General features: G+C 36.8%; 23 protein-coding genes and 1 other annotated feature. Of the genes, 2 read left to right on the top strand and 21 right to left on the bottom strand.

What is annotated here, in order from left to right:
- Nucleotides 1–203: 203 nt before the first annotated feature.
- Both AC3IS5_RS04870 and hmpA read right to left on the bottom strand, forming a co-directional pair.
- Nucleotides 204–1346: a branched-chain amino acid ABC transporter substrate-binding protein gene (locus tag AC3IS5_RS04870; protein WP_489426795.1), complete on the bottom strand. Its 1143-nt coding sequence runs from the start codon at nt 1344–1346 to the stop codon at nt 204–206.
- A 464-nt stretch (nt 1347–1810) separates the two neighbouring features.
- Nucleotides 1811–2995: an NO-inducible flavohemoprotein gene (hmpA, locus tag AC3IS5_RS04865; RefSeq protein ID WP_489426794.1), complete on the bottom strand. Its 1185-nt coding sequence runs from the start codon at nt 2993–2995 to the stop codon at nt 1811–1813.
- Nucleotides 2996–3163: 168 nt separating this feature from the next.
- Between hmpA and AC3IS5_RS04860 the strand changes: the two genes are divergently transcribed.
- A complete protein-coding gene (locus AC3IS5_RS04860) occupies nt 3164–3607 on the top strand; it encodes an RrF2 family transcriptional regulator (protein WP_489426793.1) in 444 nt (147 codons plus the stop codon).
- A gap of 165 nt (nt 3608–3772) precedes the next feature.
- Here AC3IS5_RS04860 and rplT read toward each other — a convergent pair whose 3' ends face one another.
- From rplT to citZ, 17 genes are all read right to left on the bottom strand, one after another.
- Nucleotides 3773–4132, bottom strand: coding sequence for a 50S ribosomal protein L20 (gene rplT, locus AC3IS5_RS04855; protein ID WP_038187728.1), 360 nt, complete (start codon nt 4130–4132; stop codon nt 3773–3775).
- 54 nt (nt 4133–4186) lie between these two features.
- Nucleotides 4187–4387, bottom strand: a complete 201-nt coding sequence (gene rpmI, locus AC3IS5_RS04850) for a 50S ribosomal protein L35 (protein WP_038187730.1) — start codon at nt 4385–4387, stop codon at nt 4187–4189.
- Nucleotides 4388–4424: 37 nt separating this feature from the next.
- Complete coding sequence (gene infC / locus AC3IS5_RS04845; protein WP_489426792.1) at nt 4425–4931, bottom strand: translation initiation factor IF-3; 507 nt, start codon at nt 4929–4931, stop codon at nt 4425–4427.
- A gap of 570 nt (nt 4932–5501) precedes the next feature.
- Nucleotides 5502–7436 carry a threonine--tRNA ligase gene (gene thrS, locus AC3IS5_RS04840; RefSeq protein ID WP_489426791.1) on the bottom strand — a complete coding sequence of 645 codons (1935 nt, stop codon included), beginning with the start codon at nt 7434–7436 and terminating at the stop codon, nt 5502–5504.
- Between the two features lie 354 nt (nt 7437–7790).
- Nucleotides 7791–8033, bottom strand: a binding site (T-box leader).
- A gap of 75 nt (nt 8034–8108) precedes the next feature.
- The gene (gene dnaI / locus AC3IS5_RS04835) at nt 8109–9053 is read right to left on the bottom strand and encodes a primosomal protein DnaI (protein WP_053416601.1); all 945 of its coding nucleotides are present in this window, start codon (nt 9051–9053) and stop codon (nt 8109–8111) included.
- Nucleotides 9040–10467, bottom strand: coding sequence for a replication initiation and membrane attachment family protein (locus tag AC3IS5_RS04830; protein WP_489426790.1), 1428 nt, complete (start codon nt 10465–10467; stop codon nt 9040–9042). Before AC3IS5_RS04830 ends, dnaI begins: the two co-directional genes overlap by 14 nt.
- Nucleotides 10468–10490: 23 nt before the next feature.
- A complete protein-coding gene (nrdR, locus tag AC3IS5_RS04825; protein ID WP_053416602.1) occupies nt 10491–10958 on the bottom strand; it encodes a transcriptional regulator NrdR in 468 nt (155 codons plus the stop codon).
- 243 nt (nt 10959–11201) lie between these two features.
- On the bottom strand, nt 11202–12224 hold the full coding sequence (locus tag AC3IS5_RS04820; protein WP_489426789.1) for a glyceraldehyde-3-phosphate dehydrogenase: 1023 nt from the start codon (nt 12222–12224) through the stop codon (nt 11202–11204).
- A gap of 133 nt (nt 12225–12357) precedes the next feature.
- Entirely contained in the window at nt 12358–12954 is a 597-nt protein-coding gene (gene coaE / locus AC3IS5_RS04815; RefSeq protein ID WP_489426788.1) for a dephospho-CoA kinase, read from the bottom strand.
- A 13-nt stretch (nt 12955–12967) separates the two neighbouring features.
- Entirely contained in the window at nt 12968–13840 is an 873-nt protein-coding gene (mutM, locus tag AC3IS5_RS04810; RefSeq protein ID WP_489426787.1) for a bifunctional DNA-formamidopyrimidine glycosylase/DNA-(apurinic or apyrimidinic site) lyase, read from the bottom strand.
- Nucleotides 13841–13852: 12 nt separating this feature from the next.
- Nucleotides 13853–16480, bottom strand: a complete 2628-nt coding sequence (gene polA / locus AC3IS5_RS04805; protein ID WP_489426786.1) for a DNA polymerase I — start codon at nt 16478–16480, stop codon at nt 13853–13855.
- Between the two features lie 324 nt (nt 16481–16804).
- Nucleotides 16805–18349, bottom strand: coding sequence for a two-component system histidine kinase PnpS (gene pnpS, locus AC3IS5_RS04800; RefSeq protein WP_489427817.1), 1545 nt, complete (start codon nt 18347–18349; stop codon nt 16805–16807).
- Entirely contained in the window at nt 18349–19062 is a 714-nt protein-coding gene (locus AC3IS5_RS04795; RefSeq protein ID WP_489426785.1) for a response regulator, read from the bottom strand. The genes pnpS and AC3IS5_RS04795 overlap by 1 nt, the downstream gene beginning before the upstream one ends.
- A 49-nt stretch (nt 19063–19111) precedes the next feature.
- Complete coding sequence (locus AC3IS5_RS04790) at nt 19112–19588, bottom strand: MaoC/PaaZ C-terminal domain-containing protein (RefSeq protein ID WP_489426784.1); 477 nt, start codon at nt 19586–19588, stop codon at nt 19112–19114.
- Nucleotides 19589–19736: 148 nt separating this feature from the next.
- Nucleotides 19737–20675 (bottom strand): malate dehydrogenase, encoded by a 939-nt coding sequence (mdh, locus tag AC3IS5_RS04785; protein ID WP_489426783.1) that lies wholly within the window; start codon nt 20673–20675, stop codon nt 19737–19739.
- A gap of 81 nt (nt 20676–20756) precedes the next feature.
- A complete protein-coding gene (gene icd, locus AC3IS5_RS04780; protein WP_489426782.1) occupies nt 20757–22022 on the bottom strand; it encodes an NADP-dependent isocitrate dehydrogenase in 1266 nt (421 codons plus the stop codon).
- Between the two features lie 81 nt (nt 22023–22103).
- On the bottom strand, nt 22104–23219 hold the full coding sequence (citZ, locus tag AC3IS5_RS04775) for a citrate synthase (RefSeq protein WP_489426781.1): 1116 nt from the start codon (nt 23217–23219) through the stop codon (nt 22104–22106).
- Nucleotides 23220–23468: 249 nt separating this feature from the next.
- Here citZ and AC3IS5_RS04770 point away from each other — a divergent pair, with 249 nt between their 5' ends.
- The gene (locus AC3IS5_RS04770) at nt 23469–24443 is read left to right on the top strand and encodes an AI-2E family transporter (RefSeq protein ID WP_489426780.1); all 975 of its coding nucleotides are present in this window, start codon (nt 23469–23471) and stop codon (nt 24441–24443) included.
- Here the strand turns inward: AC3IS5_RS04770 and AC3IS5_RS04765 are convergent.
- Both AC3IS5_RS04765 and pyk read right to left on the bottom strand, forming a co-directional pair.
- Nucleotides 24424–24813: an FxsA family protein gene (locus AC3IS5_RS04765; RefSeq protein WP_489426779.1), complete on the bottom strand. Its 390-nt coding sequence runs from the start codon at nt 24811–24813 to the stop codon at nt 24424–24426. The two genes, AC3IS5_RS04770 and AC3IS5_RS04765, sit on opposite strands and share 20 nt — an antisense overlap.
- Before the next feature lie 63 nt (nt 24814–24876).
- Complete coding sequence (gene pyk, locus AC3IS5_RS04760; protein WP_489426778.1) at nt 24877–26637, bottom strand: pyruvate kinase; 1761 nt, start codon at nt 26635–26637, stop codon at nt 24877–24879.
- Nucleotides 26638–26653 lie beyond the last annotated feature (16 nt).

Here is a 26653-nt window from a genome sequence, read left to right as displayed (position 1 = left end):
TTAGTTTTTATAGTGATATCTTGTGATTAAAGCTTAATCATTGTCATAAACCTTAAACACCACTAAGCAAAATTTGATTCAATTCAACTAATTAAGTAGTTAATTTTTTTCATATATTTCATTTAAACATTAAGGATTTCCTGCATATTAAAACATTATTTTACACACTCTTCTTATTATCCAATCACAATGCACATCCATGTTTATTTTGCTATATCAAACTTCCCACCAACTACGGTCATAACTTTAAAATTTGATTCATTTAATGTATTCTTATCGTTGAATTCAATCGTTTGTCCAATTCCTGCAAATCCTTTTGTATCTTTTATTGCTTGTTTTACTTTTGCTGAATCGGTAGAGTCTGCTCTTTTAATGGCATCTGCTACTAATTTCACACCATTATATGATAGAGCTGAGAATGGACCAGGTGATAAACTATATTTTTCTTCATATTTTGTTACAAATTCTTCAGCACCTTCAATAAAGCTTGCTTGCGGTGTAGCAGTAACTAAAATACCTTCAGCATCAGCACCTGCTATATTTATCAAATCTTGAGAATAGCTCCCATCACCAACCATAAATAAACCAGAAACGTCTTTTTGTTTAAATTGTTTTTTCATTAAACCCGCTGCCGCATAATAGCCTGTAAAATATGTACCATCAGGCTTTAAAGATTTAAGTTTTGTCATTAAGGAAGAAAAATCTTTTTCTTCAGGGTTAATTGCTTCAAAACCAACAACCTTCCCACCATTTTTTTCTACATATTCTTTTGCAAAGTCTGCCATATTTCGAGCGTATGCAGAGTTGTCATGAACAATAACAATATTCTTTGCTCCTTTTTCATTAAAATAGTCAGCTCCCGTTTTAGCTTGGTCAGGTACAAGTCCATTAATCAAGAACAAACTATCATAGCCTTGATCAGGCAGCTCTGAAGAGTTTGCCGCTGGTACGACTAGAGGGATTCCTGCATTTTGAAACACGCCTGAAGCTGGTAGTGTAGAACCAGAGCAATATCCTCCAACAACTGCCGTTACTTTCTTGGAAACTAGTTTGTTAGCAGCACTTGTAGCTGTTTGTGGATCACAGGCATCATCAACAACTTCTAGTTTTAGTTTTTTACCTAGAACACCGCCATCAGCATTGATTTCTGAAATAGCCATTTCCATTGCGTTTTTCATATCTTTTCCGTCTGTTGCATTGTTACCAGACGTTGGTAGAACTGAACCGATTACAATCGTATCTCCCTTTTTCGATCCTCCACCATCGCTAGTTGAACCCTTTGAACAGGCAGCTAAAACCATTGATAGAGTGAGAATTACAACAAAAAACATACTCAACTTTTTCATTCCATAGACCCCCTTTTTAGTATGAAACTTAATAATCTCTAAGAAGACCGTTAATAATCTTTCCAATCTCCCCCCCACTGGGACATTAGCTAATATATTTCCATCACATCTCGATGCTGTATCACTTACTAGCTCATATTTTTCTACAATAATGACAGAAAGCCCTGTTTAGAAACATAATATGTGATGACACTACCAATAATTCCTCCACCAATGACTAATAGACGTCATTATATGCAGATATGAGGAAGTTTCTTTTCAAGAGTTAAAAAATACAGTTGAAGAGTATCAATGTTCATCGTTCAATATATTCAGATATATTATTCTAAAAAAAAATGTAAACCTATAAGTCACAAGTGTTTTTTCGAAAAGTATAATTCATATGACTTTTTTAATATTTTATTGTTTTTCCACAAAAAAAAACGCCACTAGTAGTTTTTACACTACTAATGGCGTTTGTCGTTCTATGCTTTTAATTCTAATTGCATTGCTGGCCCAAAAAATTCATAATGTACTTGTGATTCTGTGAAGCCTAATGCATATAAATCATTGATGACTGCTTCCATAAAGTTAACTGGACCACATACATAAACGTTACTACCTTCAGCCACATGTTGTTGTATAAATTCACGATTGATAATACCATTAGGTTCATCAGAATTTAATTTCAAATAACTTGCATTTGGCATTTTTGCTGTTAGCTCTTCAATTGCTTGATCGAAGGCATGTAAATTTCCAGAGCGAGCACAGTGGATAAATGCTATTTTACGCTCAGCATCTGTCGCCCCCATAGTTTCAAACATACTCATCATTGGTGTAATACCTACACCACCACTGATGAATGCAACTGGTGCTGTTGAAGTCTCGTCTAATTGGAAATCACCAGCTGGGGCACTTACTTGTAATGTATCTCCCTCTTTTAGCTGTTCATGTAAATAAACTGATACGACTCCATTTGGATGTCCTTCATCTTCACGTTTAACTGAAATTCGGTATGCATCTTCACCAGGTGCTTGTGATAAGCTATATTGTCGGTTGTGCAAGTATTTTTCTCCTGGAATTTCAATTTGTACTGTTATATATTGACCTGCTTTGTATGCAGGTAGCTTTTTACCATCAGCTGGCTTTAAGTAAATTGAAACGATTTTCTCGTTTTCCTGTACTTTTTTCGCTACCACGAATTCTTTAAAGTAGCGCCAGCCACCTTCTTGAGCTTCTGCTTCTTTATACATTGCTTCTTCTGTTTGGATAAATGCATCAGCAATTACGCCGTATGCTTCGCCCCATGCTTGGATAATTTCATCTGTTGCCGCATCACCAAGAACTTCTTTAATAGCTTTTAATAAAAACTCTCCGACAATTGGGTAATGCTCAGCTTTTATGCCTAAACTACGGTGTTTATGAGCAATTTGTTTTACAACAGGTAAAATGGCTTCTAAATTTTCAATATGCACTGCTGCTGCATAAACAGTGTTTGCTAAAGCAGTTTGTTGACGCCCTTTGGCTTGATTTGCGTGATTAAATATATTCAATAGTTCAGGATGTGCTTCAAATAGATTACGGTAAAACACCGTTGTAATGGCCTTACCATGGACTTCCAATACTGGTGCTGTTGATTTTACAATTTCCATAGTTGATTTAGATAACATATAAAACACTCCTTTTCTTAACTGTCTATAATTTACGCCTATTTTCATTTTAAAGCAATATATAAAATACATCTTTAACATAAAAGACACATTTAAAATACATCTTTTAAATTTTTAGACACAAATCAATGCCATGTTATAATGTAAAAAGAAATGGTGGTGAATCAAATGCGTTTAACTTTGTATACGGATTATTCTCTACGTGTCTTATTGTATCTTGGCGCGAGAAATATTGAAGATCTCTCTACAATTAAAGAAATTTCAGATGCTTATGGTATTTCTAAAAACCATTTGATGAAGGTTACGCACGAACTCGGAAAATTAGGTTACATTGAAACTGTTCGAGGTAGAGGTGGCGGTATTAGGTTAGCTTTAAAACCAAAAGATATAGTCATCGGAAAATTAGTCCGACAAACCGAGGAGGACTTCTACCTTGTAGATTGCTTTAATCCAGAATCGGTGGGCTGTATTATTTCACCTGTCTGCAGTCTAAAGGGTGCTTTGAATAAGGCATTACATGCGTATATTGCAGTTCTTGATGAATATACATTAGATGATTTTCTACACTCAAAAGATGAATTGGCTGCGCTCTTATTTCCCGACAAAAAATAAAAAGAGATAATCTCATTAATCAAAAAGTGATTAAAGATTATCTCTTTTTTATTCGTAAAAAATACAAATAGTTGCACATGCTATACTCATGTATTATTTCTCTAATAAAAAAACTCATGAATCATAGATTCATGAGTTTTGATAAATCACGCTAGAAAGCATGAATTATTTTGCGATTGCTTGTTTAGCAGCATCTGCTAATTGAGCGAATGCTTGTGCATCAGTTACTGCTAAATCAGCTAACATTTTACGGTTAACTTCGATTTCAGCAAGTTTTAAACCGTGCATTAAACGGCTGTATGAAAGACCGTTTACACGAGCTGCTGCATTGATACGTGTGATCCATAATTTACGGAAATCACGTTTCTTTTGACGACGGTCACGATATGCATATTGACCTGACTTCATTACTGCTTGGTTAGCTACTTTATAAAGAGTATGTTTAGAACCGTAGTACCCTTTAGCTAATTTTAAAACTTTTTTACGACGCTTGCGCGTTACTGTACCGCCTTTTACGCGTGGCATAGTGATTACCTCCTGCTATTCATATATTATGAATTTGTATGTTTTCGAATCGAATTATTTCATGTAAGCAAGTAGAGACTTGATACGTTTGTAGTCTCCTGAAGAAACTAATTGACCTTTACGTAGGTGACGTTTCGCTTTAGTTGATTTGTTTGCGAATAAGTGGCTACCAAATGCGCGGTCACGTTTTAATTTACCAGTACCCGTTCTTTTAAAACGTTTCGCAGCACCACGGTGAGTTTTCATTTTTGGCATGTCGAATTCCTCCTAAACTGTTCGTGTAACTATAAAATTACTCTTTTTCGTTCTTTGGTTGTAAAACTAAGAACATGCTACGGCCTTCCATCTTCGGTTTTGATTCAATCGTAGATACTTCAGCACAAGCCGCAGCAAAGCGGTCTAATACACGTTGGCCAATTTCTTTGTGCGTAATTGCACGACCTTTAAAGCGAATAGATGCTTTAACTTTGTCTCCTTTTTCAAGGAACTTGATCCCGTTACGTAGTTTCGTTTGGAAATCGTGTTCATCAATAGATGGGCTCAAACGAACCTCTTTCATCACGATAACTTTTTGATTCTTACGCACTTCACGATCTTTCTTTTGTTGCTCGAATTTAAATTTACCATGGTCCATAATACGAGCGACTGGCGGTTTGGCCTGAGGAGCCACAAGGACAAGATCCAGATTGGCGCGTTCGGCAATCTCCAAAGCTTCGTTACGTGTCTTAACTCCTAGCTGATCACCGTTATGATCGATAACACGAAGTTCACGTGCGCGAATACCTTCGTTTACATACATGTCTTTGCTAATAACAATCCACCTCCAAATAGTGTCGCGAATACATGGTTTGGGCTAGTTGCCCGATGACCGGTACGAATATTTCGATGTCCACAAAAAAACGAGCGGACATAGTCGAAATGTCCGCCCGCCGATATATGTACACGCCTAAATGCGTGATCCGTTCTATCATGTAACCTGTAAACATCATCTGATGAGTCAAACAGGTGAGAAGCGGGCAGCCTCTTCTTCAACCACAAACTTTGTATTCATTAACCTTTCTAAATTTATCATGTCTATTCGCTAATGTCAATGATTTTAATCGACGTTTTTCAAAAGAAAAAGTATTTACGCTTAAATAAGCGTAAATACTTTAAATTAACTTATATTAACTATTCACTAAAACCTGTTCTTTAACCGGGAAATTACAATCTACATTGTATTTTTCGCTAATGTTTTGATGTCTTCATCCATCGCAACCTAGGTTGAAACGACATCCATGTGGCAGTGAAATCGCATTACATACACATATTATACAAAAAGGTGACTGGACATAAATGTCCCAGCCACCTTTTTAATATTAGATATTACTTATTCAAAAGAAACGTCAGCTTTTAAATTCGCTAAGAAATCTTCAATCGCAATACTTTCAGAGTCTTGAGAGCCATAGCGACGTACGTTTACACTACCTGCTTCTAATTCTTTATCACCTAATACAAGCATGTAAGGAATTTTCTTCATTTGTGCTTCACGGATTTTGTAGCCAAGTTTTTCTTCACGATCATCCATTTCAACACGGAAGCCTGCTGTTTGAAGTTTTTCTTCTACTTGTTTTGCATAGTCAAAGTGAACTTCGTTTGATACAGGGATGATTTCTACTTGTACTGGCGCTAACCAAGTTGGGAATGCACCTTTGTATTCTTCGATTAAGAAAGCTACAAAACGTTCCATTGTTGATACAACACCACGATGGATAACAACTGGACGATGTGGTTTACCATCTTCTCCAACATAGCTCAAATCGAAGCGTTCTGGTAATAAGAAGTCAAGTTGAACTGTTGATAAAGTCTCTTCTTTACCGATTGCAGTTTTTACTTGTACATCAAGTTTTGGACCATAGAATGCCGCTTCGCCTTCAGCCTCGAAGTAGTCTAAGCCTAGCTCATCCATTGCTTCTTTTAACATGCCTTGTGCTTTTTCCCACATTGCATCGTCATCAAAGTATTTTTCAGTATCTGCTGGGTCACGGTAAGACAGACGGAATGAGTAATCATTTAAGTCAAAGTCTTTATAAACACCTAGCACTAATTCTACGACGCGTTTAAATTCTTCTTTAATTTGATCTGGACGAACGAAAATATGCGCATCATTTAGAGTCATACCACGTACACGTTGAAGTCCTGATACAGCACCTGACATTTCATAACGGTGCATTGTACCAAGTTCAGCAATACGTAATGGAAGGTTTCGATATGAGTGCATTGACGATTTATAAACCATCATATGGTGTGGACAGTTCATTGGGCGTAATACAAATGTTTCGTTATCCACTTCCATTGGCGGGAACATATCATCTTGATAGTGTGCCCAGTGACCTGAAGTTTCATAAAGTTCTTTAGAACCTAATACCGGAGTGTATACATGTTTGTAACCAAGAGATAATTCTTTGTCTACGATATAACGTTCAATTGTACGACGGATTGTTGCACCGTTTGGTAACCATAATGGTAAGCCTTGACCTACTTTCTGAGATGAAGTGAATAATTCAAGTTCTTTACCAATTTTACGGTGATCACGTTCTTTTGCTTCTTCTAACATTTGAAGATGCGCTTTTAAATCGTCTTTTGTAAAGAAGGCTGTTCCGTAAATACGTTGTAGCATTTTGTTATCTGAGTTACCTCTCCAGTATGCACCGGCGATTGATAACAATTTAAATTCTTTAATTTTACCTGTAGATGGAACGTGTACACCTCGGCAAAGGTCGAAGAAATCGCCTTGTTCATAGATTGACACTTGCTCATCTGCAGGAATAGCTTCGATAAGTTCTAATTTATATTCATCATCAATTGCAGTGAAGCGCTCGATTGCTTCAGCACGTGAAATGTCTTGACGAGTGATGACGATGTTTTCAGAAATGATTTTTTTCATTTCTTTTTCGATTTTCGGAAGATCATCAGCAGTGATTGGTTCTGGTGAGTCGATATCGTAGTAGAAACCACCTTCAATTACTGGACCTACTCCAAGTTTTACACCTGGGAACATACGCTTAACAGCTTGCGCTAAAAGGTGAGCTGTAGAGTGACGCATTACTTCTAATGCTTCAGCATCTGAAGGTGTTACGATTGCAATGTCACCGTCTTCTTCTAGAGGTGTTGTTAAATCTACTAATTGTCCGTTGAATTTACCAACGATTGCTTTTTTACGAAGTCCTGGGCTAATTGATTGTGCAATTTCTTCAGTTGTTGTACCTTTTGCAAATTCCTTTACTGCGCCATCTGGGAATTTTAAATTAATCATGTCTGCCATTTTGTGATCTCCTTTTAATTTTATTTATTTTAGCCTTACGAGAGGTTTAAGCCCGCACGATGCGGGTCATACAGTCGTTGCCACAGGACGTGGCGCTTTAAGACTGTGTTCCTTGAAACGGGCCACTTCAGCATTTAGTTAAATATCTAGCTTCAGCGGCAAGACTCTCTAGGTCACTTGTGCCAACAGGATGTTGGTCATGCAACCGTTGCGACACGATGTCGTGAATTTAGGTTACCTTCCTTAATACACAGCAAAAGCTAAAAAACGCTTTTGTTTCGAAAGTTCCAGTGCTTGTCGAGTCTGAACGGGCCGCTTCAGCATTTAGATAAAAACGCAAAAAAGCCCCATCCCAAAAGGGACGAGGCTGTATTCTCGTGGTTCCACCCTTCTTCCTTCTACTGCCCGCACTTAAAAGAATGCAGGTATAGACGAAGCTCTCGATCGGCTAACGGGCCGTTACCGTCGACAATTACTAGTACATTCACTGTCGCTGCTCCAAGGGGGTAAATGATTTGCCGTACTAAGAAGCTTCCAGCCTAGGCTTCTCTCTCTAAAAGTCGTACAAAAAATTGTTGTCCTTTTCAAAGCATTTTTTATATTATGACTGAAAGTATACGCTCGATTAAGTTTAAAATCAAGTAGGAAAAAAAGTCCTTCAAAAAGATGTAACTATTTCTGATCTCTTCGGTTTTGCCCACTCATTCGAATTGGCGTCGTCACAGCTTTAATACGCTCCATAATTCGTGAAGCTTTTAACATATCACGATCACCTTTTTGGTTATAAGCTAAATGGTCTTCTAATTCATCATAACCAAGATTCGATGTGATAAATGTCGGCAATTGCTCCGCCATTCGATAATGAAAAATCGTTCCTAAAATTTCGTCACGTGTCCAACTCGACAACGTTTCTGCTCCTAAATCATCTAGCATTAAAACAGGTGCCTTTTTCACAAAATCGATTTTCTCTTGTAAAGATTGATCTTGGATTGAACCTTTCATTTCACGTAAAAATTCAGGAACAAATACTACAACAGATTTGATTTGTAAGGTCGCCAATTCATTGGCAATAGCCCCTAATACAAAAGATTTACCGACGCCAAATTCACCGTATAAATAAAAGCCTTTTTGAGGAAGTTCACCCGTTTCTTTAAATTCACGAACGAAATCTGCTGCTCTATTGGCGATATTTACACGTGAATGGTCATCGATCATTAAATCTTTGATTGTCGCTCTTAATACGTCTTTTGGCATATGCATACTCGAAATCATAGAGGCCGCTTTACGACGCTCATCATCCATGCGTTTTTGTTGGCACGGTGTATACTCGACTTCTATTGATTCACGGATAATAGACAATTTCGGGATAAATCCCTTTAATGCATTTTGACATTTCACAACGGATGGGCATGCATCACAATCATGTTGTTGACCTGTATATTCATATAGTTTAACGAGACCACGGTCTACCATATCTTTATTTACTTCTTGATCATTGTCAGCTAGAAATTGCTGGACACCTTTATTTTCAAGAATTTCTCGCTTCATTTGCTCGTATCGTTCTTGAAAAGTTTGTGAATCCATCACTTTTCTAAGTTGATTATTAATCGGTTCCATGTGAATCCACCTGCCCTTCTTCTATTCCTAGTTTTTCTAGAATTTTACGTCTTTCCTCTTCAAAATCAGTCTCACTCTTAACTACTTCTTTTGAAGTTTCTGTTACAGCATCTTCTTTTTGAGGTTTCTTTTCTTTATTTTTCTTAAACCAGTCAGGTACTTTTTCTTCTCGCCCACCGCTGTAGCGTTTTTTCGTTGCAGGTTTTTGCTCAGCTGTTTTCCATTCCATATACTGCTTATGCTCTTTACGCGCTAAATCCATTGCTTCTTTCGTCGTTTTCACACCTTTTCGAATCCAATGTGAGGCAATCTTTTCGACATAGTTTTTAGTTAGCTTCATGTCTGTACGTAAAAGAACATACTGAAGTAAGGCATTTACAACACCAATTGGCATTTGATATTGCAGGACAAGATTTTGAGCAAGCTGAATGTCAGCTGGAATTGGTTCTTTCCCATCTGCAATATCGCGCAAGACATCAATTGGAGCGGTTGTTTCTAGGTAATGAATCAATAACTCTTCCTTAGTCTGCAAAGCTTGCTCTTTTGTATTCTTTTTCTCTGTTTCATTAACAGCCGATTTGAAAGCCTGTTGCATTGCAGGAGGTTCTGTTGAAACAGTCAATTTGTAATAATCAGCTGCCGATTTCTTTAATCTTGTCTCTGATAACGTCATATGATCATCTAGAGCGAGCATAACAACTTTTTGCATATCTAATGGTGTTAAATGATATAAAAAAGCTAACTTTGCAATTGTTGCATTCGCTTCAGCAGTAAGTGCTGAAGATGGTACAAGTTGTTCTGACAATCCAGCTCTAAGTAATGAAAAATCGAAGTCCTCATAGTTAAATGGTAGTTCTTTAGGTTTCTCTTTTTCCTTAACTGTCTGCTCATTCTCAAAGGATGGTAAATGATGCTGCACAGGACGATAAACATCTGTAAATGTTCGTGACACTTCCTGATAGCCATCATTTGATGGACCCTTCTGAACGAAACGTTGGCGCAATTGTCTATAGGCTTGTTCACCAATTTTGCTAAATAAAAACATGGATAATAAGGGATCATTAAAAAAAGCCGATGCTTCTAAAGGAGGCATCACATCATACATAAATGAGCGTACATCCTCAGAATCTTTACGCCAAGTGCGCAATAAACCAATAGCTTCTAATGCGATACGCGACTCGAAAATCTTTGCAATCGGCATATCAAGTGAGTTCATCAAATGGTAATGTGATAATTCAGCTTCAGTCGTACTTTCCCCTTCAGCCCAAAGCATAAAGTATAAACTAATGGGCTCAGCACCTATTAACGGCTGATATAACAGAGTAATAAGTTGACGATCGTAGCTAGACACGGGAAATGGCATTCGAATGGACAATCGATCAACGGGCTGTAGTTCTTTATATAAATGCACCACGATCACCGTCCTCCATATCGCATTTATTTGTCATCGGATTGTCTTTCTATTAATTCTTTTAATTCATCAATAAAGACATTAATATCTTTAAATTGACGATATACAGAAGCAAATCTTACATAAGAAACTTCGTCAATTTTCGCAAGTCGATCCATAATCATTTCCCCGACATCTTCTGTTTTCACTTCTGAGTTACCGATTCGACGTAGATCTTGTTCTATAGCAAATACTAATTCCTCTAATTGATTAAGGGCTACTGGTCGCTTTTCACAAGCTCTGATAAGACCTCTTAAAACTTTTTCACGGCTAAATTCCTCACGTGAGCCGTCTTTTTTCACGACGATTAACGGCATTTCTTCTACTTTTTCAAACGTAGTAAAACGATATGCACATGATTCACATTCTCGGCGTCTACGGATTGCTTTATTGTCATCTACTGGTCTTGAATCAATAACCTTTGTTCCATTAAACTGACATGCTGGACATTTCATATTTTTTCTCTCCTGATTGCAAAACATTTTAGTTTATCTATTATATCAAATAATGCCTTAAAAAATCGAAAAAATGCAGTGGAAATTCTCAGATGTATGATAAAGATACTGTTTTTAGCCAATATAAGGTCGATACTAACAGAAAAAACAGACATATGTTCACAGTTATATGATGTTTTTTCTACTCTTAAACTAAAAAACCCTTTCTAGTACACTACTAGAAAGGGTCATATTATATTAAAATTAAGCGTTTACAGAAGCCTTAAGAGCAGCTGCAACTTTTTTCGTTAAATCTACGACGCGTGTTGAATAACCCCACTCGTTATCGTACCAAGCAAGCACTTTCACTTTACGACTACCGATTACCATTGTAGTTAGGCCATCGATTGTAGCTGATGCTGGGTTCGTATTAAAATCTACGGATACCAATGGTTCCATTGTGAAGTCTAAGATTCCTTTTAGTGGACCAGCTGATGCTGCTTTGAACGCTTCATTCACTTCTTCAACCGTAACATCTTTGTTTAAATCTACTACTAAATCTACTAATGAAACATTTGGTGTTGGAACACGAAGCGCCATACCATGTAACTTGCCTTCTAGTTCTGGTAATACTAGAGTTAGAGCTTTGGCAGCTCCTGTAGAAGTAGGGATAATTGAAGCCGCACAAGCACGAGCGCGACGTAAGTCTTTATGTGGGTTATCAATATTTTTTTGATCATTTGTATATGAATGCACAGTTGTCATTAAACCATTGTCGATGCCAAAAGTATCATTTAATACTTTTGCAACTGGCGCAAGACAGTTTGTAGTACAACTTGCGTTTGATATTACATCATGTTTTGTAAGGTCTAATTTTTCGTCATTAACACCCATTACAATTGTTACATCTTCATTTTTCCCAGGTGCTGTTAAAATAACTTTTTTAGCTCCTGCTTCTAGATGCAATGCTGCTTTTTCACGAGCATTGAATTTACCCGTTGCTTCGATAACGATATCAACATTCATTTCTTTCCAAGGTAAGTTCAAAGGATCACGTTCACTAATAAGTTCAACACGTTTACCATTTATGATTAGCGCTTTTTCTTCAAATTGAACATCGCCATCAAATCTTCCGTGATTTGTGTCATACTTAATCAAATGTGCTAACGTTTCAGCCGGGTAACTAGCATTAATTGCAACAATATTTAAATCATCTTGAAGTATCGCTTGACGGAACACCATGCGGCCAATACGGCCAAATCCGTTAATAGCAATAGAAACTGTCATGAATAATATCCTCCTGTAATTGCGTTATACTTATTTTATTAATTCGAAAATTAGTATAACACATTTTAAGGGAAGTAAAACCTATTATGATGAACATTTAAAAGTTAGTCAATTCAGATTTTTCAAAAATACCTTAATTGATTACATTCCACTTACATAATATTTTATGCAATTGTTCTTTCGTTGATTCGAGCGATTTATTATTATATATTACCGCATCAGCGCCTTTTTCCTTTTCTGATAACGGTAGTTGAGAACTAATTCTCGCCTTAGCATCTTTTTCAGATAAATTATTTCGTTCCATTAAGCGTTTTAATTGTGTTTCTTCTGTGACAGATACAACTAATATCTTCTCAACAAAATGTTGAAGGCGACTTTCAAATAATAATGGGATATCCATGACAACATTGCTTGCACCATTTTTTAATAGTTCATCACGTTGACGAAGCATCTCACTACGAATAGCCGGATGAATAATATCATTTAACGTTCTACGTGCTGTAGGATTATGGAAGATAATATCTCCTAGTTTAGGGCGATTAAGCGCCCCGTCATCTAGCAATACATCTTCGCCAAATGCTTCCACAATTTGTTTTAGCGGTTCTGTTCCAGGTTCTACTACTACACGCGCTACTAAATCAGCATCTATAATAGGCAAATTTAACTCTTTTAGCATTTCTGCTACTGTACTTTTACCACTCGCAATACTTCCAGTTAATCCAATAATCATCTATATCACACCTTTAATGTTGGCAATTTGGGCAATAAACTGAGTTTCTGCCACCAATTATCTTTTGTTTAGTATCTCCATGACAAGACGGACAAGTCTTTTTCCCATACATTTTCAATCGATGTTGCATACTACCCGCTTCACCATTAATATTTCGGTAATCCGAAATGGTCGAACCGCCAACATCAATACTTTCTTGCAAAATATGAACAATTGTCTCAAAAAGTTCAATTTTACGTTGTTTACTAATTCGTGACAATTTACGTGCAGGATGAATATTCATTTTAAACAGCGCTTCTGTTGCATATATATTCCCGCAACCTGCAATCACATGTCCATCCATAATCACTTCTTTAACTGCCTTATTTGCATACTTCGTCAGATTTGCTTTCTCAAGAAAATGAGGTAGCGCTTCATCTGAGAAAGGTTCAGGAGCCATTTCAAGTAGTGGCGGATGATCTGCTAGCTCATGTAAAAAGCGCATTTCACCAAAACGGCGAATATCCGAATAGACAAGCCAATTGTCATCCTCGAATTGAATTAAAACATGCGCATGCTTTAGAAATTTCTCTTCTGTAATATCACTAAGTTGCGATACATGGAACCATGCGCCCGTCATACCTAGATGGTTGACGAGCAAATATGGATTTCCTTCTTTCTCCAAGTGAAAAAAAATATATTTTGAGCGGCGTTCAATGCTTTTAATAGTCATTCCTTCAATCGCTTGTTGAAAAGAATCAGGATCAACTGCTTTTATAATACACTCTTTACCTTGCTCTTTCGCTTGTTTAATAACCTTTGAAATCGTTACATGATGAATCGTTTTACCCGTAACGACCGGTTGTAATGAACGCACAACACCTTCTACTTCTGGTAATTCTGGCATGCGATCACTCCTTTATTTTGTATCATACCAAGTTGGACCAAATGCAAAATCGGCTCTAAGTGGTACATTTAGTTCAAATGCTTTCCCCATCACTTCTGGAACTAATTTTTCGAGAATAGGAATTTCCTCTTTTGGTGCTTCGAAAATTAACTCATCGTGCACTTGAAGAAGCATTTTCGTTTGTAAATTTTGTTCTTTTAATGCTGCTGCCATATCTATCATTGCTTTTTTTATAATATCGGCTGCACTACCTTGAATTGGTGTATTCATTGCAGTACGCTCCGCAAAACTACGTAAATTGAAGTTTGAGCTTTTCAGGTCTGGCAAATAGCGACGGCGATTTAAAATAGTGGTCACATAGCCATGTTGCTTCGCTTCTTCCACTATATTTTTCATATAGTCTTGTACACCCGGGAAGCTAGCAAAATAACGTTCAATGAAATCTGCTGCTTCTTTACGTGTAATATTTAAGTTTTGAGATAAACCGTAATCGCTAATTCCATAAACAATTCCAAAGTTAACTGCTTTTGCTGCACGACGCATATCCGACGTTACGTCCTCTTCTGCTACATGGAATACATTCATCGCTGTATTTGTATGAATATCCGAACCACTTTGGAATGCATTAATTAAGTTTTCGTCACCACACATATGAGCTAATACACGTAACTCAATTTGCGAATAATCGGCTGCAAAAAGGAGCCATTCTGGATTTGATGGAACAAATGCTTGGCGAATTTTACGGCCCTCTTCAAGTCTTACAGGAATGTTTTGCAAATTCGGATCTGTTGAACTTAAGCGACCGGTTGATGTTAGCGCTTGCTGGAATCTTGTATGAATTTTTTGATCTTCTTCGTGGATTTCTTTCAATAATCCCTCTATATATGTTGACTGTAATTTCCCAAGCTGACGGTACTGTAAAATATGACGAATAATTTCGTGCTCTGGCTCTAGTTTTTCTAATACATCCGCTGCTGTTGAATAACCTGTCTTTGTTTTCTTAATCACAGGTAAGCCCAATTTTTCGAACAAAATAACCCCAAGTTGTTTCGGTGAATTTATGTTGAAGGCTTGACCAGCAATTGAATAAATATCTTCTTCAATTGCTTTTAGTTTCGTTGTTAGATCATGTCCCATTTCAACAAGTCGTCCACGATCAACCGTGATACCTTCGCTTTCCATTTCACTTAATATGGCTGCAAGTGGTAACTCTAACTGTTTATACAGCTCAAATTGTTCATTTTCTCGAAGAAGCTGTTCTAATTTCGGCTGCAAAATGAATACTGCATTGGCTTTACGACAAGCATGCTCCGCCACAAATTCTATGGCTGGAGTGACTTTCTTTGCACCTTTACCATATACATTGTCATTGGATAATACATCAGTATAACCAAATTCTCTTGAAATCGTTGCAACATCATCAGAAGGTATAGCGGGATTCACAATATATGCCGCTAAGAGCATATCGAATTCCACTCCTGCTAATTTAATACCATCACGTAATAATGCAGCTTGTGCGGCTTTTGAATCAACCATATACTTCTGCTTTGAAGCATCTTCTAACCATTCTTTTAATGATACTGAAGCCATTGCTTTGTCGTAAGGAATATAAAATGCTTGCAAGTCATTCACTAATGCAATACCAAATCTGTCACAAGTATGATAGTGCTCATCAGCAAGTTCAATATGTACAGCCATCGCATCTTGTAACTGCTCTGCTGATACATCTTCTAATATAGAGAATGTTAGTTCCTTTGTTGTTGTTGCTTCTGATTGAAACTCACTTTTTTCAATTAAAGATTTAAAAGATAAATCTTGCCACAAAGAAAACAACTCATCTACATTTGGACCATCATACACTAAATCATCAAGTGTAATAGTAATAGGCGATTGACGATCAATCGTCGCTAACTGTTTGCTCATTTTCGCTTGATCTTCATTGGTCGTAAGTTTTTCTTTTAACTTTGCACCACTCACTTGTTCTACATTTTCATATAGTTCTTCGATTGTTGGATATTGTTTTAACAATTTGATGGCTGTTTTTTCACCGACACCAGGTACTCCAGGTATATTATCTGATGCATCACCCATTAGGCCTTTCATATCAATAATTTGCTCTGGCGTTAAGCCATATTTTTCTTGAATATGATCCGGTGTATATTTTTCAATATCCGTCATGCCTTTACGCGTAATATAGACAGTTGTATTATCTGAAGCAAGCTGCGTTAAGTCTTTATCTCCGCTAACCACGATTACTTGTAGCTTTTGTTCTTCAGCTTTTTTACTTAAAGTACCGATAATATCATCTGCTTCGTACATTTCTAGTTCATATTGTTTAATACGATATGCATCTAATAATTTTCGCAAATACGGGAATTGCTCTGATAGTTCAGGTGGTGTTTTCTGACGTCCACCTTTATATTCTCCGTATGTAGAATGACGGAACGTCGTTTTACCAGCATCAAATGCAACAAGCATTTTCGTTGGTTTCTCCTCTTCTAATATTTTCTGTAACATCGTAGTAAAGCCATAAACGGCATTTGTGTGAATACCGCTATCATTTGTTAATAATGGTAATGCAAAAAATGCTCGATATGCTAAGCTATTGCCATCTAAAAGTAGTAACTTTTCTTTTGTCATAAATACACTCTCCTCTTACTTTTCCTCTATTTTGAGCTGTTTTCTTTATATGTTATTATGCACGGATTTTCTTTTTTCCTAAACGTCAAAAAGCCGTCTCTCCCTTCTATCTTACCACGCGTGTAAGTAGAAAGGAAAATGACGACTGATGAAAATACGAAAAAATGTTCGTATTTTATGATAACTGTATTCTGCTCTTTAAATCCAAAAAAAGAATCTAGGAAAACCTAGATTCTCACTTCCAAAACACTGGTTGAAGGGGGCTTCGAATATTATATTAACAAAGGATTATGAAGAGTATATATATATATTGTAAACATTGTGTTAATTAGGTTGTTTTTCCGGCAAAATAACACGCATTGTCGTTCCTTTACCAACTTCACTCTCCACTTGAATTTTACCGTGGTGTGCCTCTATTAAATGCTTCACAATTGCAAGACCAAGACCTGTTCCACCAGAATTACGGCTACGTGCTCGGTCGACACGGTAGAAACGTTCAAAAATTCTTGGGATTTCAGGTTTTTCAATTCCAATTCCTTCATCGATTATTTCAATGACACCACTTTTGTTTTGTTCATATAATTTTACTTTAATTTTCGTATTCTCTGGTGAGTAAGTAGTCGCGTTTGTCATTAAATTCATCACTACCTGGATTAGTCGGTTTGCATCACCTTCAACTACAACATCCTGCTCAATTTCCGCTTCGAAAGATATGTTTTTTTCCTCAAGACGCGGCACTGTCATTTCAGTCGCCCTTACAATTACATCCTTTAAACTTGTTAGACCAATATTGACAGTAAAACCATGCTTTTCAATTTTCGATAACTCAAGCAAATCTAAAATAAGCATCTGAAGGCGATTACTCTCTTTATTAATAATTTCTAAAAAGGATAATAATGTACCTTGTTCTTTGTACGCACCGTCTAATAATGTTTCAGAAAAGCCTTTTATCGATGTAATAGGGGTACGTAATTCATGCGATACATTTGCTACAAAATCCTTACGTACTTGCTCTAGCTTTTTCAATTCCGAAATATCGTGCATGATAATTACAATCCCTAGCCAGTGACCGTGTTCTCCTATTACCGGGGCTCCATACACTTCCATATGATGGAATTCTTGTTGGATCTCTATTTGCATTTGTTTACGGTATGTTATTTCTGTCATAAAGACGTGATCAACAAATTGCTCTAATTCATTCGGTAATCCTAATTCGCGGAAAACCTGTTTATAGACTTTATCATGAGGCACATCGAATAATTCCAAAAACACTTTATTAACAATAGAAACATGCCCTTCCTTACCAATCATTATAAGTGCACTACCCATATTTTCTATCAGCGTTTTTAGACGTTCTTGCTCCATCTCGCGAATCATCATAATATCTTGCAAGTTACGAGCAAGAACATTAACCGCATTACTTAGTTGTATCGTTGGTGATTCTACATTTTCATATGCCCTTGCACGATAATTTCCTTTTGCCAACTCTAACGCTGTATTTGTTACATTATCTATAGGCTGAGCCAAATTCTTTATCAAGCGCGAAGTAATAACCATAAGTAGTATAAAGGTTATTATCAAAGTGACAATAAGCATAATCCATAGACGAATTCTTATATCTGCTAATTCATTTCCACCAAAATCAAGCGGTAGGGCATTTATTATAGCCTGTTCTTGATCTACAGTTAAATCAATACTTTGCTTTTCTATTGCACGTAAAATATTTTCATGTGATCGAATGGAATTAGAGCGTATAGAATCCTCTACATATACAGGAAAAAGCTGGCCTAGTATAAAACCAAGACCAGCTAACGCTGTACCATACAGAAATCCAAAAGCAATGAGTAACCTAGCTTTAAGAGATTTCATCATAGCTTCGGCTCCTCAAATTTATAGCCTAAACCTCTTATTGTTTTAATGAATTTTGGTTTACGACTATTTTCTTCAATTTGTTCACGTAAGTGACTAATGTGTACATCAACAATCCGCGTATCTCCTGCAAAATCATAATTCCATACAGCACTTAATAGCTGATCGCGTGTTAACACACGATTTTTATTTTCTAATAAATAGACAAGAAGTTCGAATTCTTTTGGAGTGAATTCTAACACTTCCTCTCCTAAGAAAGCTTCAAAACGATCAGGTAATACTCGCAGTTGTCCAAATGAATACGTTTGTTCAACATGCTCCTCTTCTTCCTTCACTACTTCGGTCACTTTAGAACGGCGTAATACCGCTTTAACCCTAGCCATTACTTCACGTGGGCTGAATGGCTTTGTCATATAATCATCTGCTCCAAGCTCAAGACCAAGTACTTTATCGAACTCATCGTCTTTTGCTGTTAACATAATAATTGGTGTATTGATTTTCTTAATGCGTAGCTCTTTACAGACTTCCATGCCGTCCATTTTAGGTAACATTAAGTCTAATAAAAGTAAATCTGGCTTTTCCAAAATCGCTTTGTGTAAGCCTTCTTTCCCATCGTTTGCAACTACTACTTCATATCCTGCCTGTTGGAGATTGTATTGTAATAATGTTGCAATTGAAATTTCATCTTCTACTACAAGTATTTTATATGTCATGTTTTTTCCCCCGCAATTGATTTGAAACCCCCATTTCAAACCTTTGCTACTATATTTCTTCTTTCTTATTTGCATAATCATCTTGTTCACGATTCGGCGGATTTACTGTCACTTTACCTTGCATCACTAGCAGGTCTTCATCATTGCGTCCTTCAATATTCACAGTTACTTCATTAAGCTCTATATTCACTTCGGTTACTTCAAGTAAAATATGAATCGTATCATAATGATATACCGGTTGCGGATATTCAAATTGTTGCGAAGTAATATAAGAACCAGGACCCGGAATATATTTTGAAATAGCTGATGTTACCACACCATTCAACATGATTGTAGGTACTACAGGTTTTTGAAAACTGGTCTGTGAGGTAAAGTCATGTTGTATGTATAGAGGATTACTGTCATTGGTTAAGCCGAGATATAATAGTAAGTCTTTATCTTCGATTTTCTCCGTTAGCTGTAATGATTCGCCAACAGACAACTCTTGAATTTTTCTACCTAACTTTCTCTTCTTGCCAAGTAACACAATATTCCCCCTTAAATAATTTGGTATTTCAATAGTAACAATAATCAGTAAAAAAAGACAGTATGATTGCATACATATATCATATTATCTGAATTTTTTTACACAAAAAAAACGAGTAGGTGACAACCTGCTCGTTAAAAAAAGTATATTAAGCAAGAACTTTCATAACGTTTTTAACTGCTTCTGCAGAGTTATCTAAAGCCGCTTTTTCCTCAATTGTTAAATCTAATTCAATAATTCTTTCGATACCGTTAGCACCAAGAATAGTTGGTACACCAAGGTAGATATCATTGTAACCATATTCGCCTTCTAAGTAAGCGATTGATGGTAATACACGACGTTGGTCTTTAATTATTGCTTCAGCCATTTCAATTAATGCTGCAGCTGGAGCATAGTAAGCAGAACCGTTACCAAGAAGGTTTACGATTTCAGCACCACCGTTACGAGTACGATTAACGATCTCTTCTAGACGCTCAGGAGCAATTAGTTTTTCTAGTGGAATACCACCAGCGAATGAGTAGCGAGTAAGTGGAACCATAGTGTCACCATGACCACCAAGTACAACACCAGTTATATCTTTAACTGAGATGTTTAACTCTTCCGCGATAAATGCACGGAAACGAGCTGAATCAAGAACACCTGATTGACCGATAACGCGGTTTTTAGGGAAACCAGATTCTTTGTAAACTGTGTAAGTCATTGCATCAACTGGGTTTGTTAAAACGATGATTGTTGCTTCTGGAGAGTATTTTACAATTTCTTTTGTTACTGCTTTCATAACGCTTTGATTGATCAGAACTAAATCATCGCGACTCATTCCTGGTTTACGAGCAACTCCAGCAGTAATGATTACTACGTCAGAATCAGCAGTATCAGCATAATCAGAAGTACCCTTTACACGTGCGTCAAAACCTTGTACTGGAGAAGCTTCGAACATGTCAAGAGCTTTACCTTTTGTTGGGTTTTCAGCTTGTGGAATGTCTACTAATACAACATCACCAAGTTCCTTCTGTGCAGCTAAGAAAGCAGATGTAGCGCCAGTGAAGCCCCCACCAATTACAGAAATTTTACTACGTTTCAAAGTCATTTGAATACACTCCTTTGATAATAAATATAAAGAGGGAAAAGGGGAAAAAATCCCCAATCCCCTCATTCATCTAGTCTAATATTACAGGTTTTTAATTAATTCGTCAGCAAATGCAGAACATTTTACTTCTGTAGCGCCGTCCATTAGACGAGCAAAGTCATAAGTTACAACTTTAGAAGCAATTGTTTTTTCTACTGATGCAGTTACTAAATCTGCAGCTTCTTTCCAGCCTAGGTGTTCAAGCATAAGAACGCCAGAAAGTAATACTGAAGATGGGTTTACTTTATCTTGTCCAGCATATTTCGGTGCTGTTCCGTGAGTAGCTTCGAAGATCGCATGTCCACTAACATAGTTAATGTTAGCTCCTGGAGCGATACCGATACCACCAACTTGAGCAGCTAATGCGTCAGAGATGTAGTCACCGTTTAAGTTCATAGTTGCTACAACATCAAACTCTTTTGGACGAGTTAAGATTTGTTGTAAGAAGATATCAGCAATCGAATCTTTTACTAAGATTTTACCAGCAGCAAGTGCTTCTGCTTGTGCTTTATCAGCAGCTTCAGCGCCTTCAGCTTCTTTGATTGCATCATATTGGTTCCAAGTGAATGTTTGGTCAGCAAATTCAGTTTCAGCTAATTCGTAGCCCCAAGTTTTGAATCCACCTTCAGTGAACTTCATGATATTACCTTTGTGAACTAAAGTTAAAGATTCACGTTTTTCATTAATAGCATAGTTAATAGCAGCGCGAACTAAACGTTGTGTACCTTCTTTAGATACTGGTTTAATTCCGATACCTGAAGTTTCTGGGAAGCGGATTTTGTTAACGCCCATTTCAGTTTGAAGGAAGTTGATAAGTTTTTTAACTTCATCTGAACCTTCAGCATATTCAATACCTGCATAGATATCTTCTGTGTTTTCACGGAAAATAACCATATCAGTGTCTTCAGGACGTTTAACTGGAGAAGGAACACCTTCGAAGTAACGAACAGGACGTAAACAAACATAAAGGTCAAGTTGTTGACGTAATGCTACGTTTAGAGAACGGATACCGCCACCGATTGGTGTAGTAAGAGGTCCTTTAATTGCGATTAAGTATTCATTGATAGCGTCAAGAGTTGCTTGTGGTAACCATTCGCCAGTTTTGTCGAATGCTTTTTGTCCAGCAAGTACTTCTTTCCACTCGATAGATTTTTCGCCATTGTAAGCTTGTTTTACTGCTGCATCGATTACGCGTGATGCTGCTGCCCAAATATCTGGACCGATTCCGTCACCTTCGATGAATGGAATGATTGGATTGTTTGGTACTTTAAGTACGCCATTTTCAACTACGATTTTACCGTTAGACATGAACTTGTTGCCTCCTAATATTCATAATCAAAGGGCAGGTGCCAAAACCTAGCGCCGCCCTTGACTTTTTTATTATACCAATTATCTTTCGTTTACAGGTATATATTTTTGCATTCCTGGTCCAACATACTCTGCACGTGGACGAATTAAACGATTGTTAGCATATTGTTCTAAAATGTGAGCTACCCATCCAGATACGCGAGAAACCGCGAAGATTGGAGTGAATAAATCGTGATCGATACCTAAAGAGTGGTATACAGATGCTGAATAGAAATCTACGTTTGGTGGTAGATTTTTTTGTCCAGTCACCATTTCATGGATTTTCACTGACATTTCGTAATATTCAGGTTGACCAGTTAATTTAGTTAACTTTTCAGACATAACTTTTAAGTGTGGAGCACGTGGATCACCTTTACGGTATACGCGGTGTCCGAAGCCCATGATTTTAACTTTGTTAGCTAATTTATCGTTGATATAATCTTCAACTTTATCAACTGAACCGATTTCAGAAAGCATTTTCATTACTTGTTCGTTAGCGCCGCCATGTAAAGGACCTTTAAGTGCGCCAATTGCAGCTGTAACACCTGAATAAACATCAGATAATGTAGCTACACATACACGAGCAGTAAATGTAGATGCATTTAATTCGTGGTCAGCATGTAATACTAATGCTTTGTTGAATGCTTCAACAGCGATTGCTTCTGGTTCTTTACCAGATAACATATAAAGGAAGTTTGCAGCGTAGCTTAACTCTTTTTTAGGTGCTACCGGTTCTAAACCTGCACGAATACGAGAGAACGCAGTTACAACAGTAGAAATTCTAGCTTGCAATTTGATTGCTTTACGATAGTTTGCTTCGTCAGACATATCCTCAGCATCTTCATCATATAAAGCTAGTAAAGAAACTGCTGTGCGTAATGCAGCCATTGGGTGAACAGATTTGATGTCATAAGTTTTAAAGTGATCTAATACCGCTTGTGGCACTTCCATATTGTCAGCTAATTGTTGTTTCAATTCAGCTAATTCGTCTGCTTTAGGAAGACGTGTGTGCCATAGTAAGTAAACTACCTCTTCAAAAGATGCATTGTCTGCTAAGTCATCAATATTGTAGCCAACATATGTAAGAGTATCATCAATAATAGAACTGATTTTAGTCTCTGCTGCTACGACACCTTCTAATCCGCGTGTTGCTGTCATAATATATCGCTCCTTCTCCAAATGTATTAGATAACATTCACAAAATTACATAAATGCAACCTACGTTTTTTCGATATGAACCTATAAGTAAATCGCTTACATTGCTATTATAATAAATTTTGACGGCTTTGTGAATGAAAAGGCTATATTTCATTTAAAAAACAAAATTTAGACAGGAATATCGCATTTTGTAGAAAAAATTTAACATTAACTAGGATGAAAAAATCACATTTTTTAAAGGATGATGTTTTGTTACAAGAAAAAATCAAAAAAACTACCATGTATCGAATCCAATTGTTCATACTAATTGCTCTACTATTAGTGCTATCTTGGTTAGTTTTACCTGTATCTCTAGCGATTTTAACGGCATATTTCGCATATCCATTACTAAAGTATTTAAACTCAACATTAAAACTGCCTAGGTGGCTAGCAGCATTAACTACTGAAGCTATTATATTATCCATTTTTATCGCAACTATACTATTTTTAACTTCTGTTTTAATCGAAACTTTACCAGAGATTAAACGCATAATTACCCAAGTTGAGTTTTTCTCTGATATGCAATCAATGCTACTACTTAATATACAAGAGAAATTTGTTTCCCTAGTAGATATGGCTATGGAATCGCTCGTAAATATTGTGCAATCCACCTTCCAGAATCTAATTAATTTCACTTTTTATCTAGTAGCCTTGTATTTTTCTTTATATGAAACAAGCAGGAATAGACTATGGTTTTTTATCTATTTACCTGCTCGCTTTAGAAAACCTATTCAACGTGTGTATGAAGAAGCTTCTCAATTATTCGGTTATTTTCTGTCAGTAGAATTACGTTTATTACTCCTGACATTTGCCCTTTTATCTGTAGGCTTAATGGTACTTGGTTTTTCATTTCCCGTTGGAAAAGCATTACTCATCTCTGTAGCAGATAGCCTTCCCTTTTTAGGAATCGGTATTTTCCTAATTCCAATGAGTATATATTTTTTTATAACAGGTAATCAATTGCTTTGCATCTATTTATTGATTCTCTATGCGGTAATTCAGCTTTCAAGACAATTCGCTGAATCGTATATGTGGGCGTCAACTTTACATATCCGTTCCGTTCACGCGTTTATGATAAGTGCTATTAGTTTATTGCTCTTTGGCATCGCAGGTATTTTAATTAGTCCATTCTTATTATTACTTGCTGTAAAATTAAGAAATCACCCTATTTTTGTATCAAAATAACTTGACCGTTTTTCATCTTTTTACGTAACCAATAATAAAGAATTGGTTTAAAGAGATTTCTTGTGGGGCCAAAGACCAAAAGAAGACCAATAATATCAGATACAAAACCTGGTAAGACTAAAAACATTCCACCAATAAATATAAGTAAACCATTAATCATGGCATTACCTGGTGGTTGTCCATTTTGTATCGCTTGTTGAATATCCTTAAAAGCTTTCACTCCTTGCGTTTTAGCTAAATAGATCCCTAATATACCTGTGACAATAATTAAGACTAGTGTATACATGGCACCAATTAGTTTTCCGGATATTAATACAACCGCAATTTCAATTATGGGAATCAATAAAAGAAATAGTAGAATTTTACGCAAATTATTCACCTCTTTTTAAAAAACAACCTCAGCTCAAATGCGCTGAGGTTGTTTGTTTATTTATTACAAAATACTTGAACGTCCGTAGTAGACAACTCCAGATACTGCATCGATTGATAACTCTTGTCCATCGCTTATCATTGTTGTAGCGTCTTTCACACCCACAATAACAGGAATACCTAGACTTAAGCCAACAACTGCAGCATGACTTGTTAGTCCACCTTCTTCTGTAATTAACCCTGCGCATTTAGAGATAGCAGGCATCATATCACGATCGGAACCAATCGTTACAATAATTTTGCCTTCAGTATCTTGCGCTAGTGCTTGCTCAGCATTTCTGACAACTAAAGCTTTACCTATAGCAGCAGATTTACCAATTCCTTGACCTTTAGTAAGCATATCACCAATTACATGAACTTTCATCAAGTTTGTCGTACCCGATTCACCTACTGGCACACCAGCTGTAATTACAACTAAATCACCGTGGTGAACATAGCCTTTGTTCAAACTTTCTTGAACAGATAGCTCTAAAATTTCATCCGTTGAACTTACTTTTGGTCCAACGATAGGGAATACACCCCATACAAGAGCTAATTTGCGACATGTTTGTTCTGATGATGTAACTGAAATAATCGGTACACCTGGACGATATTTGGCGATCATACGTGCTGTATGACCACTCTCAGTAGGTGCTAAAATAGCTGAAACTTGTAAGTTAAGTGAAGTGTAAGCAACTGCTTGGCTAATCGCCTCAGTCATGCTAGCACCTTTTTCACGGCTACGCTTACTAACAATTGCACGGTGATCCAATGAATCCTCTATGCGATCGGCAATTTTATACATTGTTTTTACAGATTCTACCGGATAAAGTCCAGCTGCTGTTTCACCAGAAAGCATGATTGCATCTGTACCATCTAAGATTGCATTCGCTACGTCACTTGCTTCAGCTCGAGTAGGACGAGGGTTACGCTGCATTGAATCCAGCATTTGTGTCGCTGTAATAACCGGTTTTCCTACTGTGTTACATTTTTTGATTAGATTTTTTTGAACAATAGGTACTTCTTCTGCTGGAATTTCAACTCCAAGGTCACCACGAGCAACCATTAAACCGTCGGAAACTTGAATGATTTCATCGATATTATCGACACCTTCTTGATTCTCGATTTTCGGAATAATTTGGATATGTCCACCGTTATTATTTTCTAACAACTCACGGATTTCCAATACATCTGATGAACGACGCACAAATGAAGCAGCGATAAAGTCTACACCTTGTTCGATACCAAATAGAATATCTTGTGCATCCTTATCCGTAATACCTGGTAATTGTACTGAAACGCCTGGTACATTCACGCCTTTTTTATTTTTAAGTACGCCTGCATTTTCAACTACAGTATGAATTAATCCAGCATCTGTATCTTTACCAGTTACACGTAATTCAATTAGACCATCATCTAATAAAATGGTTGAACCTTCTTCAACATCATCAATAAGTTTTTCGTACGTAATAGAGAAAACTTCTTTATTGCCAAGTACTTCTGTCATTGAAATATCAATTGTTTGACCTGTTACTAATTCTACAGCGCCATTTTCCATTGAATGCGTACGAATTTCAGGACCTTTTGTATCAAGTAAAATAGCGACAACTTGTCCAGTCTTTTTCGCTGCTTCACGAATGCTCTCGATTCTTGCTGCGTGTTCTTCATGACTACCATGCGAAAAATTCAAACGAGCTACGTTCATACCTGCTTCGATTAATTGCACTAAAATTTCTTGCGATTCACTAGCGGGACCAATAGTACATACAATTTTTGTTTTTCTCATCTGTTCGACCACTCCA

The organism is Viridibacillus sp. KH_047 (assembly GCF_057838945.1).
The sequence above is the reverse complement of the archived record's forward strand: the minus strand, read 5'-3'. Positions and strand labels throughout refer to the sequence as shown.

Excerpts from the sequence above, each read along its gene's own strand:
- pnpS (WP_489427817.1), bottom strand. The coding sequence starts at position 18,349 with ATGAAATCTCTTAAAGCTAGGTTACTCATTGCTTTTGGATTTCTGTAT.
- thrS (WP_489426791.1), bottom strand. The coding sequence starts at position 7,436 with ATGGCAGACATGATTAATTTAAAATTCCCAGATGGCGCAGTAAAGGAA.
- AC3IS5_RS04860 (WP_489426793.1), top strand. The coding sequence starts at position 3,164 with ATGCGTTTAACTTTGTATACGGATTATTCTCTACGTGTCTTATTGTAT.
- rplT (WP_038187728.1), bottom strand. The coding sequence starts at position 4,132 with ATGCCACGCGTAAAAGGCGGTACAGTAACGCGCAAGCGTCGTAAAAAA.
- icd (WP_489426782.1), bottom strand. The coding sequence starts at position 22,022 with ATGTCTAACGGTAAAATCGTAGTTGAAAATGGCGTACTTAAAGTACCA.
- coaE (WP_489426788.1), bottom strand. The coding sequence starts at position 12,954 with ATGATTATTGGATTAACTGGAAGTATTGCGAGTGGTAAAAGTACAGTA.
- hmpA (WP_489426794.1), bottom strand. The coding sequence starts at position 2,995 with ATGTTATCTAAATCAACTATGGAAATTGTAAAATCAACAGCACCAGTA.
- citZ (WP_489426781.1), bottom strand. The coding sequence starts at position 23,219 with ATGACAGCAACACGCGGATTAGAAGGTGTCGTAGCAGCAGAGACTAAA.
- infC (WP_489426792.1), bottom strand. The coding sequence starts at position 4,931 with ATGTATGTAAACGAAGGTATTCGCGCACGTGAACTTCGTGTTATCGAT.
- rpmI (WP_038187730.1), bottom strand. The coding sequence starts at position 4,387 with ATGCCAAAAATGAAAACTCACCGTGGTGCTGCGAAACGTTTTAAAAGA.
- polA (WP_489426786.1), bottom strand. The coding sequence starts at position 16,480 with ATGACAAAAGAAAAGTTACTACTTTTAGATGGCAATAGCTTAGCATAT.
- mutM (WP_489426787.1), bottom strand. The coding sequence starts at position 13,840 with ATGCCAGAATTACCAGAAGTAGAAGGTGTTGTGCGTTCATTACAACCG.
- pyk (WP_489426778.1), bottom strand. The coding sequence starts at position 26,637 with ATGAGAAAAACAAAAATTGTATGTACTATTGGTCCCGCTAGTGAATCG.
- dnaI (WP_053416601.1), bottom strand. The coding sequence starts at position 9,053 with ATGGAACCGATTAATAATCAACTTAGAAAAGTGATGGATTCACAAACT.
- nrdR (WP_053416602.1), bottom strand. The coding sequence starts at position 10,958 with ATGAAATGTCCAGCATGTCAGTTTAATGGAACAAAGGTTATTGATTCA.
- AC3IS5_RS04795 (WP_489426785.1), bottom strand. The coding sequence starts at position 19,062 with ATGACATATAAAATACTTGTAGTAGAAGATGAAATTTCAATTGCAACA.
- AC3IS5_RS04820 (WP_489426789.1), bottom strand. The coding sequence starts at position 12,224 with ATGACAGTTTCTATTGCTATTAACGGATTTGGCCGTATTGGCCGCATG.
- AC3IS5_RS04870 (WP_489426795.1), bottom strand. The coding sequence starts at position 1,346 with ATGAAAAAGTTGAGTATGTTTTTTGTTGTAATTCTCACTCTATCAATG.
- mdh (WP_489426783.1), bottom strand. The coding sequence starts at position 20,675 with ATGACTTTGAAACGTAGTAAAATTTCTGTAATTGGTGGGGGCTTCACT.